The sequence below is a fragment of the Nocardiopsis ansamitocini genome (genome assembly GCF_030268225.1).
Taxonomy (GTDB): domain Bacteria; phylum Actinomycetota; class Actinomycetes; order Streptosporangiales; family Streptosporangiaceae; genus Nocardiopsis_D; species Nocardiopsis_D ansamitocini.
The window spans coordinates 242543-259201 of record NZ_BSQG01000004.1; the positions used below are offsets into that span (position 1 = coordinate 242543).

Genomic DNA, 16659 nt, shown 5'->3' on the forward strand with positions numbered 1-16659 from the left:
CATGGAGCACACCGATCACTCGATCGACGCCTCCTTGCGGTCCCGCCCCCGCTTGCGGTGGAGAACCTCGGGGCTCGACCACGGACCGTCGTCGCGTGGCGGGGGAGTACTTCGAATCCCCCGGCACGGGCGGTACTCACTCGTCGACGGAAGGAGTAAGCCGAAGCTGAGTAGGAGTGCTCAGGTGGCGGTATCCGGTGCGCCCCACACTGATCGCATGATCTCAACACCCTTTGCACCGGTCAGTCCGCTTCGTTCGTTCCTGACTGGTTTCGCCGCAGGCACAGGCGCGGCTTTTGGCGCATCGCTGCTGGGCGGTCTGGTTACCGCCCTGATAGCGGCCTACATGTCGGAAGACGTGGTGGGAGCCAACATCGGTGCCGGCCTGGCCGGCACGGCCACGGTGATCGTCATCGCCCCGATCCTGGCCTGGCTCCTGTTGCGGCTCGCCAAGGCGGCCTCACCGCTCCTGACGGCCGTGCTCTCCTTCCCCGTGCAGCTCGTGCTGTTAATGGTGGCGACGAGCGCGGGGATCGCCGTGGACGACTGGCTGTGGACATCGGCGCCGGCCCTCGCCGAGGCCGTCCCCACGATGGTGCCCTTCGTGGTCATGGACGTGATCGCCATCGGCGTCTCGGTCGCCATCGCGGCCCTGGCCGTGAACTGGTTCCGCTCCCGCCGCACATCCGCCGCTCTGCCCGCGCAATCTTCTGATCAGCGCCAGCCCGAGGCCCTCTGACGGGTCGGCCCGGTTCTGCCGAGAGTACGGCGGGACCGGGCCGATTCCTCACCCCACCGGTTCCTCGTCCGCGGCCCCTCCCCGCCCGGGGCGGCTGCACCGGCCGCCGGTCCTCCGAGGTGCCGACCGCCTCCCCGCCCCCTATAGCCAGTCGTGTTCCCGTGCGTAGCGTGCGGCTTCGTGTCGGGTCCGGGTCTGGGTCTTCTGCATGGCGTTGGAGAGGTAGTTGCGAACCGTGCCTTCGGCCAGGTGCAGCTGGGCGGCGATGTCGGCGACCGCGTACCCCTCGCGGGTCGCTCGCAACACGTCGATCTCGCGATCGGTGAGGGGGCAGTCGTCGATGACGGCGAGCGCGGAGACGTCGGGGTCGATCCATCGCTTGCCCTGGTGCAGGGCCGTGATGACCGAGGTGATGTGTGCGGGGTCCGCCGCCTTGCTGACGAAGCCCTGGACCCCGAGTTTGAGCGCCTTGCGCAGCACGCCGGGTCTGGCGTGGCGGGTCAGCATGAGAACCACCTGTTCGGGCAGTGTGCGGCGGATCTCCGCGACCGCGCCGAGTCCGTCCACGCCGGGCATCTCCAGGTCGATGACGAGCACGTCGGGTCGGTGGTGCAGCGTGGCGTGAACGGCGCTCTCCCCGTCTTCCGCTTGGGCGAGCACGGTGATATCGCCTTCGAGGGGCAGCAGGGCGGCCAGTGCTTTGCGCAGGAGGGCTTCGTCGTCTGCGAGCACCACTGTGGTCACTGGTCGTCCTTGCGTGTGTCGGAGGGGGTCGCGGCGGGAAGGGTCGCGGCGGTGCAAAACCATCCGTCTTGCTGGTGCACGCGCAGTTCGCCCGCGCTGTCGGCTACTCGTTGCCTGAGGGTGGAGAGTCCTCTGAGATCGGGAAGAGGTCCCTCGCGCGCGCCGTCGTTGACGATGGTGATTCCCATGGTGGAGAGAGTAATCCGCACCTGTCGAGCCTGGGCGTGACGCAGGATGTTGGTCGTGGTCTCCCGGAGGACCTGGCCGAGCAGTTCGCCCGCGTGTGAGTCGACCTCGGATTCACGGTCGACCCGAACACGGATACCGGCGGCCTCGAAGAGGTTCTTGGCGTTCTCCAGTTCCGCGGACAGGTTGAGCCGTCGTTGGGCGTAGGCGAGTTCCTTGGTCTGTGCGATGGTCTCGCCGACGAGGGTGTGGATCTCCTGGAGTTCGTCCTCTGCCCGTTCGGTGTCGACGCGCACGAGCTTGCGTGCCAGTGCGAGCTTGAGCTTCACCACGTGGAGCGTGTGGCCCTGGATATCGTGCAGGTCGCCGGCGAAACGCATGCGCTCGCGGATGACGGCGTGTTCCGCCTCTCGTCGTCGCGATTCCCCCAACTCCGTGATGAGGTCGTGGACCGCGTAGATGAGCATCGTGAAAACGATTCCCGCCGCGGCGACGCAGAGGGAGATGAAGACGAACTCGGCCAGGGCCGCGACCCCGTCCTCGCGCGCCACGACCAGTTTCGTCGCGAGCACGACGACGGCGAAGGCGGCGATGCCCGCGATCACCGCCCGCCGGTGACGCGGCAGTTCGAAGGCGGCGATGGTGGCCACGATGGCGAACCCGTAGGACGGTGCCGAGACGTTCAGCGCCAGCACCCCGACGACCCACACGATCGCGGTGACGATCAGGCCGGGGAGCACCACACGGGAGAAACGGCTCACGGTCCACCGGTTGACGACCAGCAGTGTCGTGGCCAGGCCCACGCCCATGAGAAGCGCGTCCCACCAGGTCCTGGCGTCGCCCGCCACCAGCAGCGCGCCGACGGCGGAGATCGCGCCGGACACGATGCCGAAATTGAGCGTGCGCAGCTGGCCCTGTGTCTTCTCGCTCTGCCCCGACGTCATGCACGCCCCTTCCGCACTCGTTTCCACAGCCCCCGCACATCGTCCTCCATCCCGGCCCTTCCGGTGTCGGAGCGAAGGCGTCCCGAGCCGTGGGGGAGCCCCCGTACGGCCCGGGACGCGACGGCCGCCTCGAAACACGGTCGACGGGCCGCGTCACGGTGTCCTTTGTGCTCAGGCGTCAGGATTGCGTCCAGTCTGCTCCCGCCCGACCGCGTCCACCAGTGACACCACGTCATGGGTTCGCCGCAGAAATGTCACGGGAGAACGGTGACGCGGTCCCACTGCCCGGAGGCGGCGCCGATGGACGAGGGTGGCGTCATGTCCGTGACACCCGTCATCGATGCCGACGCCCCACGCTCCGATGCAGCGGCTTCCCCCTCCCGCGAAGAGCCTCTTCGTCGGGCTGCCTCGCAACGGGCCCCACGCGCGACTCGACACGAACGGGGTCGAAAAGACCTTGTCCGCAACCCGCTGCCCCTACAAGACGATCTGGAGTCCACTCCGATGACGGTTGCCCGTTCCGGCGACTCGCCGCCCACCACACACCACCCGGTACAAGCGACCCCCGTCACCGAACGCGTTTTGGCCCCCGACCTGGCCCGCGGCATGATGCTGCTGCTCATCGCCCTGGCCCACGTGCCCTGGTTCATCTACGACGCCCCCGCCGGCATCGCCCTGCTGCACCCCGCACACGGCAACCTCGCCGACAAGATCGCCCAAATCCTCACCATCGTCATCGTCGACGCCCGCACCCACACCATGTTCGGGTTCCTCTTCGCCTACGGCATCGGGCAGATGTACGCCCGCCAGACAGCGCGCGGCACACCCCCCGCCCGCGCCCGCCGGCTCCTGCGCACCCGTCACCTATGGCTCCTGGCCTTCGGCGCCGTGCACGCCGCCCTGCTGTGGCAGGGCGACATCCTGGGCACCTACGGCCTCATCGGCCTGCTCATGATGCCGCTGTTCTTCAACCGCAGCGACCGCACCCTCAAGATCTGGATCGTCGTCCTGCTGGTGGCCGGCGCCCTTCTCAGCGCCCTGACCGTTCTCTCCGCGATGGCCGCGCCCGCGGGTGAGGCCATCGCGGCAGCAGACCTGCAACGCCTCAGCATCGCCGAGGCCGGCTTCCTGCTCTCGGCCGCGATCCGCGTGCCCACCTGGATCTTCGGACTGTTCTCGGGGGTGGCGACCCTGGCGTTGCCCACCGTGTTCCTCATCGGTCTGCTCGCCGCGCGCCACCGCGTCCTGGACGAGCCCGCCCGCCACCTGCCGTTGCTGCGCCGGGTGGCCCTGACCGCCATCCCGTTGGGTTGGGCCGCGGGGGCGGTGCTGGGTCTGGAGCACACCGGTGTCATCACCACTGGCTACGAGAGTGTGTGGAGCACGCTGCACTTCTACACCGGAACCTTCACCGGGGTGGGTTATGCCGCGCTGTTCGGGCTCCTCGCCCATTTCCTGGCCACCCGCGACGCCCACCGCGCGCTGCCCGTCCAAGCCCTGGTGGCGTTGGGGCGCCGCTCGCTGAGCGGGTACCTGGCCCAGTCGGTGGTCTTCGCACCCGTGTTCGCGGCGTGGGGCCTGGGGTGGGGGATGTATTTGTCGAGTTGGTCGGCGGTAGGGGTGGCGGTGGGTACCTGGGTGTTGACCGTGGCCGCTGCACTGTGGATGGAACGCGCTGGTGTACGCGGGCCGGCCGAAACCCTCCTGCGCACACTCACCTACCGAGGAACGACTCGCCGGGTCCACGCCGACAAGGCCCGTTAGCGGCACTGCGGAGCATGAGCCACCGCGCCAGGAGTCCTCTGAGGATCTCCTCGGCGCGGGTCCACGACGGGGAGCCACTGTCATCCGGGGGAAACACCTGCGCGCAATGGGTTGCGTGCGGCGGACGCGGTCCCGTGACCGGGAGAGCGAACGGGCCCGGTGTCCGAGCCGCCGCCGCACCGGAGGCCCGGTGTGTTCGACTCCGTGCGCCGTGCACCATCAGCCGGGACCTACGGTTCTCCCATGGGGAGCCGGTCGCAGGGGTATGCCTTCCCCAAGGAACTCGAACGGGTATCCGGCGGCCTCGGGTTCACCCAGTGGCGGAACCTCCTCAAGGGACGCCGGAGAACGGTGTCGGGACGGACATACGGGGGCTGACATGTCCACGACGCGCTTGCTGGTGCTCGGCCTGGTGGTGGGGCACGGCACGACGCACGGCTACGCGATCCACCATGAACTCGTCCTGTGGGACGCCGACAAGTGGGCCAACGTCAAGTGGGGATCGATCTACCACGCGCTGCGACAGTTGACGAAGGAGGGCAAGCTCGCCTCCGTCGAAGACCCCTCCGGGCGGGTGGACTACCGCATCACCGACGAAGGCCACGAGGCGTTCATGCTGCTGTTGCGCGGCGCGCTCAGCGACGGGGGAGCCCACGCCGACCTCTTGTCGGCGGGGCTGGCCTTCCTGACCGCCCTGCCCCGGGCCGAAGCCATCGCGCTGCTGGAACGCAGGCGCGCCGCCCTGGAGGAGGAGCGGGAGCGCACCGCAACCATCGTCGGGGCCGGCCCCGACCGGGCGTGGAAGACACCCGGTACCGAACACGTGCCGGAGATGTTCGCCCTGTGGCACGGCAACGCCGACCACGCGCTGCAGTGGACGTCGGGGCTGATCGAACGGCTGCGCGGCGGCGCGTACACGATGGCCGACGACGTACGGGCGTGATCGACCGGTCGCACGGACCGGTGGGCAGCGGTTGCGCAGGAGCCGTTGCCGTCGTCCCGGAAGCGGGGGATCAGTCGGTGGAGAAGTGGCTGGCGACTTTCTCGGCTTCCACCGAACCCTCACCGATCGCGGTGTAGAGGCTTTCCAGGTCGGCGTGTCCGGCTCTGCGAGCCACCCCTACCATCTTGCCTATTGCCTCGGAGTCCACCAGCCGGACCTCGCCCACGAGATCCGCGAGACGCCGGCGGCCGGCCTGTTCGGCGTGTTCGCGGGCGCGCGTGCGGTGCCACGTGGTGATACCGACCCGGGCTTCACCGGTCTTGGCCGAGGCCAGCCAGTCGCGGTCGGGGTTGGGCTCGTCCTTGGTGATGATCCGCACGGTGTCCCCGTCACGGACCGGGCTGGAGGGGCCGACGAGGCGTCCGCCGATAATGGCGGTGGAGAAGTGGTTCCCGGTGTCGGTGCTGATGGTGTAGGCGACGTCGACCGGGGTGGCGCCCTCGGGGAGGGTGAGGATTCGTCCGTCCTCGGTCAGGACGGTGATGGTCTCGGCCAGGTCGGTGCGCACGCCGCGCAGCAGTTCCTCGGCGGATGCCTGCTCCTGCCAGCCCAACAGGCGGGTCAACCACTCCGGGTCGGTCGTGCGTTCCCGGGTCAACCGGCCGTCCCGGCCGGTCACCTGACGGATCTCGGCGACGATTCCGAGCTCGGACACCTGCTGGGCGTGGGAGTCGCAGATGATGATCTGCACCCGCCGGCCGGAGTCGGTGACCACGGTGGTGTGCAGCGCCCGGTAAAGGTTGTATTTGGGGATCGCGATGAAGTCCCGGAACTTCTGCGGTACCGGGCGCCAGCGCCCGTGGACCGCGCCGAGCGCGAGGTAGGCGTTCTGCTCGCTGCCCTTGACCACTACCAGACATCGGACGGTGTCGAGTGCGTCGAGTCGCTCACCGGGGCCGCGCCCGGAGGTGAACACCGAGTAGAGGTGCCGTTCGCGGGTCTCCACCGTCGCCTTCACCCGGAAGGAGACGAGCATGTCGCGGAGACGATGGCGCACGGCGTCGAACTCGTGCCGACAGTCCTTGCGTACCTGCTCCACCTTTGCCCGGGTGCGGTCGTGCTCGTCGCCCTCCAAATACGCGAAGCACAGGTCCTCCAGCTCGCGCTTCAGGCGGTACACGCCGAGGCGCTCCGCCAGCGGGATGAGGAGCTCCCTGGTTCCCTGGGCGATCTTGATGCGCTTGTGGGGCGGCTGGAACTGCAGGGTGCGCAGGTTGTGCACCCGGTCCGCCAGTTTGATCAGCAGTACGCGGAGGTCGTCCCGCGCGGCCAGGACCATCTTGCGGAAGGTCTCGCCCGCGGCGGCGTTGCCGTACATGGACCGGTCGACCTTGGTGACCCCGTCCACCATGATGCCGACCTCGACCCCGAACTCGGCGCTGAGGTGGGCGAGGCTGAAGGGGGTGTCCTCGACGGTGTCGTGCAGCAGGGCGGCAACCAGCGTGGCCGTGTCCAGTCCCATCTCCGCGAGGATCGTGGCGACCGCGAGCGGGTGGATGATGAACGGTTCCCCGCTCTTGCGCTTCTGGTCCCGGTGCAGGTGCTCGGCGACCGCGTAGGCACGACTGAGCAGGGCTGCGTCTGCCTTGGGGTACCAGCGCAGGTGTTCGTCCACGAGCGGCTGGACATCGGGGCAGGGGCTACGGGTGGCCATGGCCTTGTTCAGGCCCTTCCACCATGCGGAGGAGGCGATGAGATCCGCGGATGCGGCCATGTGGGAGTCCCCCTTCGCGTACGCGCGAGTGTGGTGTGTCGCCGATATTACATCGGCTCCCGGGTGCCACCGGCGGCCAGGGGAGCCTCACCGATCCACCGCAGGTCAGCGGCCCGATCCAGCTCGCCCAAGCACACTGGAACTTACCGTATTCGCAGGTCAGAAGGTTGCTGTTGATGGAGTTGGGTCCCCCCGATCGGGGGGAGGGAAAAGGACTCGGGACCACCGCCGGTGGGGCGCTTCTCACCCGACGGGCGGGGCCACCGTGTCGGAGCTGCGCCGAGGTGCGGGACGGGGAAAGCGAGGCGCTGATTTCGCCCTCGACTGGCCTTAACCGTTTCAGTAGGGTGTCCGCCATGACGACTGGACACGGTGAACTGCGGTGGGGTATCCAGGCCACGGGCGCAATCGCGGCGGCCTTCGCGCAGGGGCTGCGCGCGGTGGGGGGAGCGCGGCTCACCGCCGTGGGTTCCCGCACGGTCGAGGGTGCCGACCGGTTCGCCGACCAATGGGGCATCCCCAATCGCCACGGCAGCCTCGCCGGGCTTGCCGCCGACCCCGATGTGGACGTGGTCTACGTCGCCACCCCGCACCCGGCCCACCATACGGCGACCCTTGCCTGCCTGGAGGCGGGCAAGCACGTCCTGTGCGAGAAGCCCTTGGCGATGAACATCCGCCAGGCGACGGAGATGGTCGAGGCCGCCCGCCGCAACGAGCGCTTCCTGATGGAGGCGATGTGGACCCGGTTCGCCCCCGCCACCCGCGCGATCAAGCGGCTGGTGGACGACGGCGCGATCGGCGAGCTCCGGGTGCTCAACGCCGACTTCGGCAACGCCGTTCCCTACGACCCCCGACACCGCATCTGGGCTCCCGAACTGGGTGGCGGCGCACTGCTCGACCTGGGTGTCTACCCGATCGCGCTGGCCTCCTTCTTTCTGGGCGAGCTGACCGTCGTGGGCGCCACCGGCCATCGTGCCCCCAACGGAGTCGTCGACGCCCAGGCAGCGGTGGTGGTGGTCGGAGCGGCAGGGGCCACCGGGCTGTTGTCGTGCTCGTTGGAGGCGCCGCTTCCCAACCGGGTGGCCCTGGCCGGGACGCTCGGGCGCATCGAGTTCGACCGTTGGTGGTGTCCCACGGAGTTCACCCTGCACCGCAACGGCCGCGACCCCGAGTCGTTCGTGTTCCCCCATCGCGCCAACGGCTACGAGTACGAGGCCGAGGAGGTCGCCGCGCGCATCGCCGAGGGCGCGCTGGAGAGCCCGTTGATGTCCTGGGACGAGAGCCTGCGCGTGACCGCGGTCCTGGACGAGGTCCGCGCCCGCCTCGGCGTGGTGTACCCGGCCGACGCCGGATGAGTTTGGGGCCGGGGTGTTGCCGAGAAGGCCCGCGTGTTCACCGCGGACTTCGACTGGGGACCGCTGTTGGCCACGGTGTTGCCCGCCCTCGGCGTCCCGCCCCGGCCTCCGGCCGCCCCAGGGCATGCACAGCGCGCCTATCTCGGTGCGCTCGTGGCCGACGAGTCGTTGTGGGGGACCGACGTGGGCAACGCCCTCTTGGCGTTTCAGCGGGCGGGGCCGCCCTACGACCGTCGTGCCGGGCTACGGCCGGCGGCGGCCCCGTGCCCGCTAAAGGGGATAGGGCCCGAAGCGTCCCCATGCCACGAAGGCCGCGAGGGCCAGCAGCACCGCGTTGAAGACGATCCCGCTGTATTCCTTGCGTCGCAGGTGGACGACGGCTGCCAGTGCCATGGTGACGGCGAGGCCCGCCGCGGCCAGCGGGGTGAGCACCGTGGCCACCCCGGTGGCCGCGGGCAGGACCAGGCCGAGTCCGCCGAGCAGTTCGGTGACGCCGATGGCCTTGACGGCCGTGGCGCCGAAGTCCTCGACCCAGGGCATTTTGGGGGCGAGTTCGTCCTTGGTCCGGGTCGCCTTCACGACTCCGGCCATGACGAACATGGCGGCGAGCACGATCTGTACAACCCACAGGGCGGTGTTCATCGAGGTGGTGTCCTTGGTCGTGTGAGGGGGACCGCTACCGAGGCGGTGGGGCGGGGCAGGCAGGGCAGACGCGTCCGGCGCGGCCGGTCGCCGACCTCACCCGGCTTCAAGTGAAGGAATTCCTCCACTTCTGCGAAGCATAGCAGGGTAAGCGGAAGAATTCTTCCGCTTGTACGCTGGCCCCATGGCCTCAACCGACACACCCGGGCAGGGGACAGGGCACGAACAACCGGTCCTGCGCGCCGATGCCGCCCGCAACCGTGAACGCATCGTTTCCGCTGCCTGTGCGGTCTTCTCCCAACGCGGCCTGGAGGTGGCGATGGAGGACATCGCCCGTGAGGCAGGGGTGGGGGTAGCGACCCTCTACCGGCGCTTCCCCACCCGCGAGGCCCTCATCGCCGACGCCTTCGAGCACAAGATGACGGCCCATGCCGATGCGGTCGCCGATGCCTTGGAGGACCCCGACCCCTGGCGCGGCTTCTGCGGCTATCTCGAACGCGTCTGCGCCATGCAGGCCGCCGACCGGGGCTTCGCCAGCGTGCTCACTCTGACTTTTCCCGCCGCCAAAGGATTCGAGGCCCAGCGTGACCGCGCCTATCGCGGTTTCGTCGAGCTGATCCAGCGGGCGAAGAACGCCGGCCGGTTGCGCGCCGATTTCGTCGCCGAAGACCTCGCCATTCTCCTGATGGCCAACGCCGGCGTGGTGGAGGGCACCGGAGAGGCCGCCCCCGAGACCTGGAAACGGCTGCTGGGCTACATGATCCAGTCGTTCGCCACCCCCGCCCCCCAGCCGCTGCCCGACCCGCCCAGCCCCACCCTCATGCACCGGGCGCTGCTGCGCCTGCGACCGGGGCCCCGAAAAGGCTGCCCGCCTCGACGGTGAACCGGGCGGCCGCAACGGGCCATGACGGGTTAGCCCGACGGCCATTGGGGTTAGGAACAGCGTGATCACCGGAACATGGGACGAGGAGCACGCGCACACGTGAAGAACGGACGTACGGGTTCACGGCCGGGCAGGCGGTCGCGGTGGCGCCGGCTGGGCGGGGCGATTCCCTGGTGGGCATGGCTGTTCGTGGTGGGCCTGCTCCTGCGGGGAGCCGCCTGGATCTTCACCAACGTGGAGCACCTCTGGCTGTGGCTGCTGGGCGTCGCCGCGATCGCCGCGCTGACGGCATGGGCCGTGGTCAAGGTACGCCGGGTCCGCTCCCGCGCATGGCTGGCCGCCCACGCCGACCTGGAGATGATCGACTCGCTGCCGGGGCCGGACTTCGAGACCTACGTGGCAGAGCTGTTGCGCCGCGACGGCCACGCGCGGGTGCGGGTGCAGGGTGGCGCCGGAGACGGTGGAGTGGACATCCTCGGCGTCACGCCGCGGGGAGAGCGCTTCGTGGTGCAGTGCAAGCGCTACTCCCGGCCCGTGGCCCCTGCTGCGGTCCGGGAGTTCCAGGGCGTCCTGCACACCACGCACCGCGACCACATCGGGGTGTTCGTCGCCTCCAACGGCTTCAGCGCCGCCGCGCGGCAGGCCGGTACGGGCATCATCCTGATCGACCGACCGCGCCTTGCCCTCTGGGCACGGGGACGGGTCCCGCTCACCCTCGACGAGGACGCCCGAGCGGCTTGACCGCCCGCACCCGAAGCCTCCGGTAGTCGGCCCACCAGTGGCCGTCCCGGTGCAGATCGGGGCGCGAACGCCGTTCCAGTTCGACCAGGAAGGCGTCGGGGTCGGCGACGCCGGAGAGCAGGTGGGCGCCGAACATCCGCAGCCAGTCGGCCAACCCGCCCTCTGCCGCGAGGCGGGTCGGCCGGTCGAACAGCCAGGCGTCGCGAACCTCGAACCCGGCGTCCTCCAGGACCCGGGCGTACTCGGCGACCGTGGGGAAGTACCAGGGGCTGACCGCATCGGGGAGCCCCTGGTCCAGCCGCAGGGCCCGTGCGGCGGAGTCGATGGCCCCGATGTTTCCCGTACCCCCCAGTTCGGCGACGAGCCGCCCACCGGGGCGCAGTGCGGCGTACAGACCGGCAGCGGCATCGGCCGCATCGGGAATCCAGTGGAGTACGGCGTTGCTGAGAACCGCGTCGAACTCCTCCGCGAAGTGGAGGTTGCGCAGGTCGGCAAGGAGGAAATCAGGGCCGGAAAAGCGTTCGCGGGCCCGTTCGATCATCGCGGCGCTGGCATCCACGCCCACCGCCGTCACCCCGGATTCGCCGAGCGCGGCGACGTGTTCCCCTGTGCCGCAGCCGGCGTCCAGGACGCGCTCACCGGGCCGGGCATCCAGGAGGTCGACGAGCGCCTCGCCGTATCCAGCCACGAAGGAGTGCCGGGTGTCGTAGAGCTCGGCGTTCCAGTTCTGCGAGGTCATCCCCCGACCCTAGATCACCGTCTCTTCATTTGAAACTCACGTCTCACATTCAGAGACGTCATCGTCCGGTCGGCCCGTGGTCCGACCGGACGGCGCGGGCAAGGCTGCCCGGCAGCGCGGAGGCCGTCTCGCGGATCCGGGCGTCGAGATCGCGCACGGTCGGAACCGCGCCGCCCTCCGAGGCGTCCGCCCGCGCCGGCCCGTCGTCGGGAACACGTGTTCACCGGGATCGGGTTCGGGCCGCATAGCGACGGGCAGCATCCGGGGGCACGGTGCCCTGTCAGCGTTCCTCCGAGGGGCGGGGAAGAGTCCGACGTCGGGAAACGTCCGGGTCCGCCCTGCCGCCCAGCAGCCGCAGCAGGGTGGACTTGCCGACGCGAAAATCCAGTGACCGGCGCAGGCGGATTGGGTAGAGTGCAACCGTCCTGTTGTCTCCGATAGAGGTGGACGTTGCGCATCTGAGGTCCGCGATCATCGCGCGGTACGGCCCTGTCCGTAACCAGTCACGCCGCAGCCGGCTCTGTGCCGCCGTGACCCCGCGTAGATGCGACCTCGGTGCATGAAACGTCCCTCGCCCTTCGGGCAGGACCGCACCCCTTTTCCCGGTCTGGTCACCGCGTGGTGTTCGCACACGAAGCCCTTTCATCCACTGCGCTTGCGACTGCGAGAACACCAATGACCAATCCCATCACCCCCAGTACGCCTGTGACCTGCTCCGACCTGTCCTTCCAGTGGCCGGACGGCACGACTGTCCTCGACGGTCTCTCCGTCAGCATCAGTGGGGGCCGGACCGGTCTCGTCGGGACCAACGGCGCCGGCAAGTCCACCCTGCTGCGGCTGCTGGCCGGCCGGTTGCGCCCCTCCAACGGATCGGTCACCGTCGGCGGCAGCCTCGCCTACCTGCCGCAGGACATCACCCTCGACACGGCTCTGCGCGTCGACCAGGCCCTGGGCATCGCCGAGCGGCGTACCGCGCTGCGCGCCATCGAGGATGGCGACGTAGGCGAAGAGCACTTCGAAACGATCGGCGACGACTGGGACGTCGAGGAGCGGGCCCTGGCGACCCTGGGCTCCCTCGGTCTCGGCGGCCTTGAATTGGACCGCACCGTCGGGCAGATGTCGGGCGGGGAGACCGTTCTGCTGCGCCTGGCAGCGCTGTTGTTGGAACGCCCCGACGTACTGCTGTTGGACGAACCGACCAACAACCTCGACCTGTTCGCACGGCGCCGGCTCTACGATGCCGTCGATTCCTGGCGGTCCGGCGTGCTGGTCGTGGTCAGCCACGACCGCGACCTGCTGGAACGGGTGGACCGCATCGCCGAACTGCGCTCCGGATCGGTGAGCTGGTACGGGGGCGGATGGTCGGCCTACGAGGAGGCCCTTGCCGTCCAACAGGAAACAGCCGAGCGGATGTTGCGGTCGGCGGAGGCCGACGTTCGACGGCAAAAACGCGAACTGGAGGAAACCCAGACCAAGGTGGCCCGGCGCCAGCGGCACAGCAGGAAGATGGACGCCCAGCGGCGGGCTCCGAAGATCATCGCCGGCAAGCACAAGCGTTCCGCGCAGGAGTCGGCGGGCAAGCTTCGCGGCGTCCACGAGGACCGTCTCAACGAGGCACGCGAACAGCGCGAGGAGGCCGCGGAGGCGATCCGCGACGACGCCGAGATCCGGGTGAGTCTTCCCCACACCGCTGTGCCCGCAGGTCGCACCGTTTTGACCGTGCAAGGGCTGCGGCCTCGGTTCGGCGCACTGCGCGAAGGCGACCTCCAGGTGCGCGGCCCGGAGCGCATCGCCCTGGTAGGACGCAATGGAGCCGGCAAAACTGCACTGCTGCGCACCCTCACCGGAGAACTGACGCCCTTGTCAGGAAAGGTCGAGACGTTCGTACCGCTGCGGTTCCTTCCGCAGCGCCTGGACGTACTGGACGAGGAGCTGAGCGTGGCGGCCAACGTGGCCCGCCTGGCTCCGGGGACCACCGACAACCACATCCGCTCCCAGCTCGCACGCTTCCTGTTCAAGGGGGCGCGCGCCGAACAGCAGGCGAGGACCCTTTCGGGCGGGGAACGCTTCCGGGCCGCCCTCGCAGCGACGATGCTCGCCGCACCGGCACCGCAACTGCTCATGTTGGACGAGCCGACCAACAGCCTCGACCTGGCCAGCGTGCGACAGTTGACGAGCGCTCTGGGGTCTTACGAGGGAGCGCTTCTGATCGCCAGCCACGACCTGGCATTCCTCGAATCGGTCGGTGTCACCCGCTGGCTGCTCGTGGCGGAGGAATTGCAGGAGACCAGCGCCGAAGAGGTCCGCGGCCTGCTCGAAGCGTCCGGGGCCTGCTGAGGGCACGACGGTTCTCGCCCGCTGCTTCCCTTTTCCGCGGTTCATCGCGGAAAAGGGAAGCAGCCCGGGGCGAACGGCGGTCGATTCCTCCACGACGCGCCGGGCGGCAGCCGAACCGCGGGATTCGGGGAAACAGAATGCCGACCGACACGGTGGGCCGAAAAGCGCCGACCGATCGCTTTCCCCGCGAAACCCCCGGGCCCGGGTAAGCGGCTTTCGGGGCCTACCGCACAGGAACTCTCCCGTACAGGCGTGTGGCCAGAGCCAGCCAAGAATCGCCGTCGGTGACTTCCCAGCGAAGAATTCGGGGATGTTCCTGCATGGCGCCGGCTCAGGAGCGGATCCTCCTGCCGGCCCGGACCCGGTGCCGTCCCACGAGGCCGGCCCGGGTTCGTCCCCGCTTCTCATCCCCGAAGAGAAGGATCCGTGCACCAGAAGCGCCCGCCCGTCCTGACCTCCTACGATCTTCGTCCCCAGGCAGCCGGGCTCCGTGCCCGGGGCCCACTCGTCCAGGTGGAGATCCCCGGAGGGGTCATCGCCTGGGCGGTCACCACCCACACGGCGGTTGCCGAGATGGCGACCCATCCCGACGTCAAGAAGGGCCTCTCCTACTGGAGCGCGTTCTCCCGGGGCGAGATCCCGCCGGACTGGCCGCTGATCTCCTGGGTGGCGGCCGAGAACATGTTCACTGCCGACGGCGAACGGCACGATCGGCTGCGTCGGCTCGTCTCCACAGCCTTCACCCCGCGCCGCATCGAAGCGCTGCGGTCCCGCGTCGAACAGATCGTGGCCGCCCTGCTCGACGACATGGCGTCCGGGGACGGCACGGCCGACCTCAAGGAATCACTGGCCCGGCCGCTGCCCATGACCGTGATCACCGAACTGTTCGGGGTGGACGCCGCAACGAGCACGCGGATGACCAACCTCGTCGACACCGCCTTCGACACGACGTCCACCCCCGAGACCGCGGCGCGCAACCAAACAGCCCTCATGGCCCTTCTCGGCGAACTCGTCGCCGGCAAACGGGACCATCCCGGCGACGACATGACCAGCACGCTGATCTCCGCCCGGGACGACTCCGACCGGTTGAGCGAGTCGGAGTTGGTCTGGACACTGATCCTGATGATCGGGGCGGGCTACGAGACCACGATGAACCTGATCGCCAACGCCGTCCACGCACTGCTCACCAACCGCGACCAGTTGGGCCTGATCCTGGACGGTTCCTATGGCTGGGACGCGGCGGTCGAGGAGGCCCTGCGCTGGAACGCTGCGGTGCAGAACGTCCCTCTGCGGTACGCCGCGGTCGATATCACCATCCAGGGTGTGACGGTTCCTGCGGGGGACCCGATCCTGCTCGGATACGGTTCGGCCAACCGCGACCCCGCTCAACACGGACCGGATGCACACCTGTTCGACATCACTCGGCAACAGCGGCCGCACCTGGCGTTCTCGCGCGGAGCGCACTACTGCCTGGGCGCGAGCCTGGCCCGCCTCGAAGCCGAAACGGCGCTGCGCATGCTGTGGCAACGCTTTCCCGATCTTGTAGCGACCCTGGAGGACCCGCCCTATGAGCCCTCCATCGTGACCAACGGTTTCACCACGCTGCCGGTCGCCTTCACCCCGTGAGTTTCCGCTCCGCCGTCCGGAGCTGGGTCAGCAGAGAACGGCCAGCGTGTCCAGGGCCGCGAGGGGGTCGGGGCCCGTAGGCGCCAGGACCGTGTCGGTGACGCCGGCGCGGTGCAGTTCCTCGATGCGGTTCCTGGCCTGCTCGGGGGTACCGGTGACGGAGAGCTGGGAGATCCATTCGTCGGGCATGCGCTGGGTGAACTCCTCGCGGGTGGAGCACCGGGCGCGCAGTGCGGTGAATTCTTCGGCGAAGGGGAGGGGCGCGATGTGGGCGTGCCAGTCGGGTTCACCGATCCATTCGAGTGCGGGCCGGGCAGCGGCGATCGCGGTGGCCGGATCGGGGTCGACCGCGGCGATGTTGTAGGCGACGAGGCGGTGCGGCCGGGTGGCGTCGATCTGTTGGAGGGCGGCGCGAGCGTACTGCGGTGCCACTGGTTCGGCGAGGATGGTGCCGTCGGCCACCGCACCGGAGACGGCGAGGGACTTGGGGCCGCGTACCCCGGCAAGGATGTCGGGAACGGTGCCGGGAAGGGCGCTTGTGTCGAGGTGGACGCCGTCGAGGTGGACGTAGCGGCCGCGCGTGTCCAGACGCTGGCCGCGCAGCAGTTGGCGCAACGCGTCGATGGACTCGCGCAGGAAGGCGAGAGGGCTCGTGGGCCACTGGCCCACGCTGCGCATCCAGCCGGGCATCCCGTGCCCCACGCCGATGTCGATGCGGCCGGGAAAGAGCTGGGCGAGGGTGGCGACCTCCATGGCGGCGAACGCGGTGTTGCGGGCGCCGGCGGGGAGGAGGCCGATGCCGACCCGAATATCGGTGGTGGCGGCCAGGACGGCGGCGGCCTGGGCGATGCCGCCGCGAAAGCCCAGGTCTTCGACGACCCAGACAGCGGCGAAGCCCAGCTCTTCTGCGCGGCGGGCGAACGGCAGGATCTGCGCGGTGGGCAGGTCACGGGCCAACAGCACGCTCACGGCAGGTACGGCGGGGGTGGGACTCACGGTGTTCTCCCTGGATCGTGGAGCGGCCCGGCGCGGACGTGGGCATCAGACGCCGACGGGGCGGCGGAGCGACATGGGACCGACGGGGACGGTTCGGTGCCGTTCTTTCACCAATGAACATAATGAACAAGATTGATGTTCGCAAAGCAATACTTCAAACATTTTAAATGTTTATTCAAGGGTGGTGGTTCGAGCGCGGCCGAACTGGACCGTCGTCGCCCTGGGCGAGTCCGCTGCGACGTACCG

Annotated in this window: 14 protein-coding genes; 8 read left to right on the forward strand and 6 right to left on the reverse strand. The window is 69.2% G+C overall.

Annotated features, from left to right (window positions below; genetic code table 11):
- Window positions 1-217 precede the first annotated feature (217 nt).
- On the forward strand, window positions 218-739 hold the full coding sequence (locus tag QSJ59_RS13545) for a hypothetical protein (RefSeq protein WP_285759886.1): 522 nt from the start codon (window positions 218-220) through the stop codon (window positions 737-739).
- Window positions 740-880: 141 nt separating this feature from the next.
- Here the strand turns inward: QSJ59_RS13545 and QSJ59_RS13550 are convergent, their stop codons facing one another.
- Together QSJ59_RS13550 and QSJ59_RS13555 are read right to left on the reverse strand one after the other, a co-directional pair.
- On the reverse strand, window positions 881-1483 hold the full coding sequence (locus tag QSJ59_RS13550; protein ID WP_285759887.1) for a response regulator transcription factor: 603 nt from the start codon (window positions 1481-1483) through the stop codon (window positions 881-883).
- Window positions 1480-2613, reverse strand: coding sequence for a histidine kinase (locus tag QSJ59_RS13555; RefSeq protein ID WP_285759888.1), 1134 nt, complete (start codon window positions 2611-2613; stop codon window positions 1480-1482). The genes QSJ59_RS13550 and QSJ59_RS13555 overlap by 4 nt, the downstream gene beginning before the upstream one ends.
- Before the next feature lie 504 nt (window positions 2614-3117).
- Here QSJ59_RS13555 and QSJ59_RS13560 point away from each other — a divergent pair.
- On the forward strand, window positions 3118-4377 hold the full coding sequence (locus QSJ59_RS13560) for a DUF418 domain-containing protein (RefSeq protein WP_285759889.1): 1260 nt from the start codon (window positions 3118-3120) through the stop codon (window positions 4375-4377).
- Between the two features lie 379 nt (window positions 4378-4756).
- Window positions 4757-5320, forward strand: a complete 564-nt coding sequence (locus tag QSJ59_RS13565; RefSeq protein ID WP_285759890.1) for a PadR family transcriptional regulator — start codon at window positions 4757-4759, stop codon at window positions 5318-5320.
- Between the two features lie 70 nt (window positions 5321-5390).
- Here QSJ59_RS13565 and QSJ59_RS13570 read toward each other — a convergent pair whose 3' ends face one another.
- Entirely contained in the window at window positions 5391-7094 is a 1704-nt protein-coding gene (locus QSJ59_RS13570; RefSeq protein WP_285759891.1) for a RelA/SpoT family protein, read from the reverse strand.
- A gap of 356 nt (window positions 7095-7450) precedes the next feature.
- Here QSJ59_RS13570 and QSJ59_RS13575 point away from each other — a divergent pair, with 356 nt between their 5' ends.
- Window positions 7451-8449, forward strand: coding sequence for a Gfo/Idh/MocA family protein (locus tag QSJ59_RS13575; protein WP_285759892.1), 999 nt, complete (start codon window positions 7451-7453; stop codon window positions 8447-8449).
- 270 nt (window positions 8450-8719) lie between these two features.
- Here the strand turns inward: QSJ59_RS13575 and QSJ59_RS13580 are convergent, their stop codons facing one another.
- On the reverse strand, window positions 8720-9091 hold the full coding sequence (locus QSJ59_RS13580) for a DoxX family protein (RefSeq protein ID WP_285759893.1): 372 nt from the start codon (window positions 9089-9091) through the stop codon (window positions 8720-8722).
- Window positions 9092-9275: 184 nt separating this feature from the next.
- On the opposite strand from QSJ59_RS13580, the gene QSJ59_RS13585 reads away from it, so the two are divergent.
- Together QSJ59_RS13585 and QSJ59_RS13590 are read left to right on the forward strand one after the other, a co-directional pair.
- Complete coding sequence (locus QSJ59_RS13585; protein WP_285759894.1) at window positions 9276-9974, forward strand: TetR/AcrR family transcriptional regulator; 699 nt, start codon at window positions 9276-9278, stop codon at window positions 9972-9974.
- A gap of 99 nt (window positions 9975-10073) precedes the next feature.
- Window positions 10074-10715 (forward strand): restriction endonuclease, encoded by a 642-nt coding sequence (locus tag QSJ59_RS13590; protein WP_285759895.1) that lies wholly within the window; start codon window positions 10074-10076, stop codon window positions 10713-10715.
- Here QSJ59_RS13590 and QSJ59_RS13595 read toward each other — a convergent pair.
- Window positions 10684-11454 carry a class I SAM-dependent methyltransferase gene (locus tag QSJ59_RS13595; protein ID WP_285759896.1) on the reverse strand — a complete coding sequence of 257 codons (771 nt, stop codon included), beginning with the start codon at window positions 11452-11454 and terminating at the stop codon, window positions 10684-10686. The two genes, QSJ59_RS13590 and QSJ59_RS13595, sit on opposite strands and share 32 nt — an antisense overlap.
- A 675-nt stretch (window positions 11455-12129) precedes the next feature.
- Here QSJ59_RS13595 and QSJ59_RS13600 point away from each other — a divergent pair.
- The gene (locus QSJ59_RS13600) at window positions 12130-13791 is read left to right on the forward strand and encodes an ATP-binding cassette domain-containing protein (protein ID WP_285759897.1); all 1662 of its coding nucleotides are present in this window, start codon (window positions 12130-12132) and stop codon (window positions 13789-13791) included.
- 573 nt (window positions 13792-14364) lie between these two features.
- Window positions 14365-15417, forward strand: coding sequence for a cytochrome P450 family protein (locus QSJ59_RS13605; protein WP_285760156.1), 1053 nt, complete (start codon window positions 14365-14367; stop codon window positions 15415-15417).
- Window positions 15418-15444: 27 nt separating this feature from the next.
- Here the strand turns inward: QSJ59_RS13605 and QSJ59_RS13610 are convergent, their stop codons facing one another.
- Complete coding sequence (locus QSJ59_RS13610) at window positions 15445-16413, reverse strand: LLM class flavin-dependent oxidoreductase (RefSeq protein WP_285759898.1); 969 nt, start codon at window positions 16411-16413, stop codon at window positions 15445-15447.
- Between the last annotated feature and the right edge of the window lie 246 nt (window positions 16414-16659).

Excerpts from the sequence above, each read along its gene's own strand:
- QSJ59_RS13545 (WP_285759886.1), top strand. The coding sequence starts at position 218 with ATGATCTCAACACCCTTTGCACCGGTCAGTCCGCTTCGTTCGTTCCTG.
- QSJ59_RS13555 (WP_285759888.1), bottom strand. The coding sequence starts at position 2,613 with ATGACGTCGGGGCAGAGCGAGAAGACACAGGGCCAGCTGCGCACGCTC.
- QSJ59_RS13560 (WP_285759889.1), top strand. The coding sequence starts at position 3,118 with ATGACGGTTGCCCGTTCCGGCGACTCGCCGCCCACCACACACCACCCG.
- QSJ59_RS13565 (WP_285759890.1), top strand. The coding sequence starts at position 4,757 with ATGTCCACGACGCGCTTGCTGGTGCTCGGCCTGGTGGTGGGGCACGGC.
- QSJ59_RS13570 (WP_285759891.1), bottom strand. The coding sequence starts at position 7,094 with ATGGCCGCATCCGCGGATCTCATCGCCTCCTCCGCATGGTGGAAGGGC.
- QSJ59_RS13575 (WP_285759892.1), top strand. The coding sequence starts at position 7,451 with ATGACGACTGGACACGGTGAACTGCGGTGGGGTATCCAGGCCACGGGC.
- QSJ59_RS13580 (WP_285759893.1), bottom strand. The coding sequence starts at position 9,091 with ATGAACACCGCCCTGTGGGTTGTACAGATCGTGCTCGCCGCCATGTTC.
- QSJ59_RS13585 (WP_285759894.1), top strand. The coding sequence starts at position 9,276 with ATGGCCTCAACCGACACACCCGGGCAGGGGACAGGGCACGAACAACCG.
- QSJ59_RS13595 (WP_285759896.1), bottom strand. The coding sequence starts at position 11,454 with ATGACCTCGCAGAACTGGAACGCCGAGCTCTACGACACCCGGCACTCC.
- QSJ59_RS13600 (WP_285759897.1), top strand. The coding sequence starts at position 12,130 with ATGACCAATCCCATCACCCCCAGTACGCCTGTGACCTGCTCCGACCTG.
- QSJ59_RS13605 (WP_285760156.1), top strand. The coding sequence starts at position 14,365 with ATGGCGACCCATCCCGACGTCAAGAAGGGCCTCTCCTACTGGAGCGCG.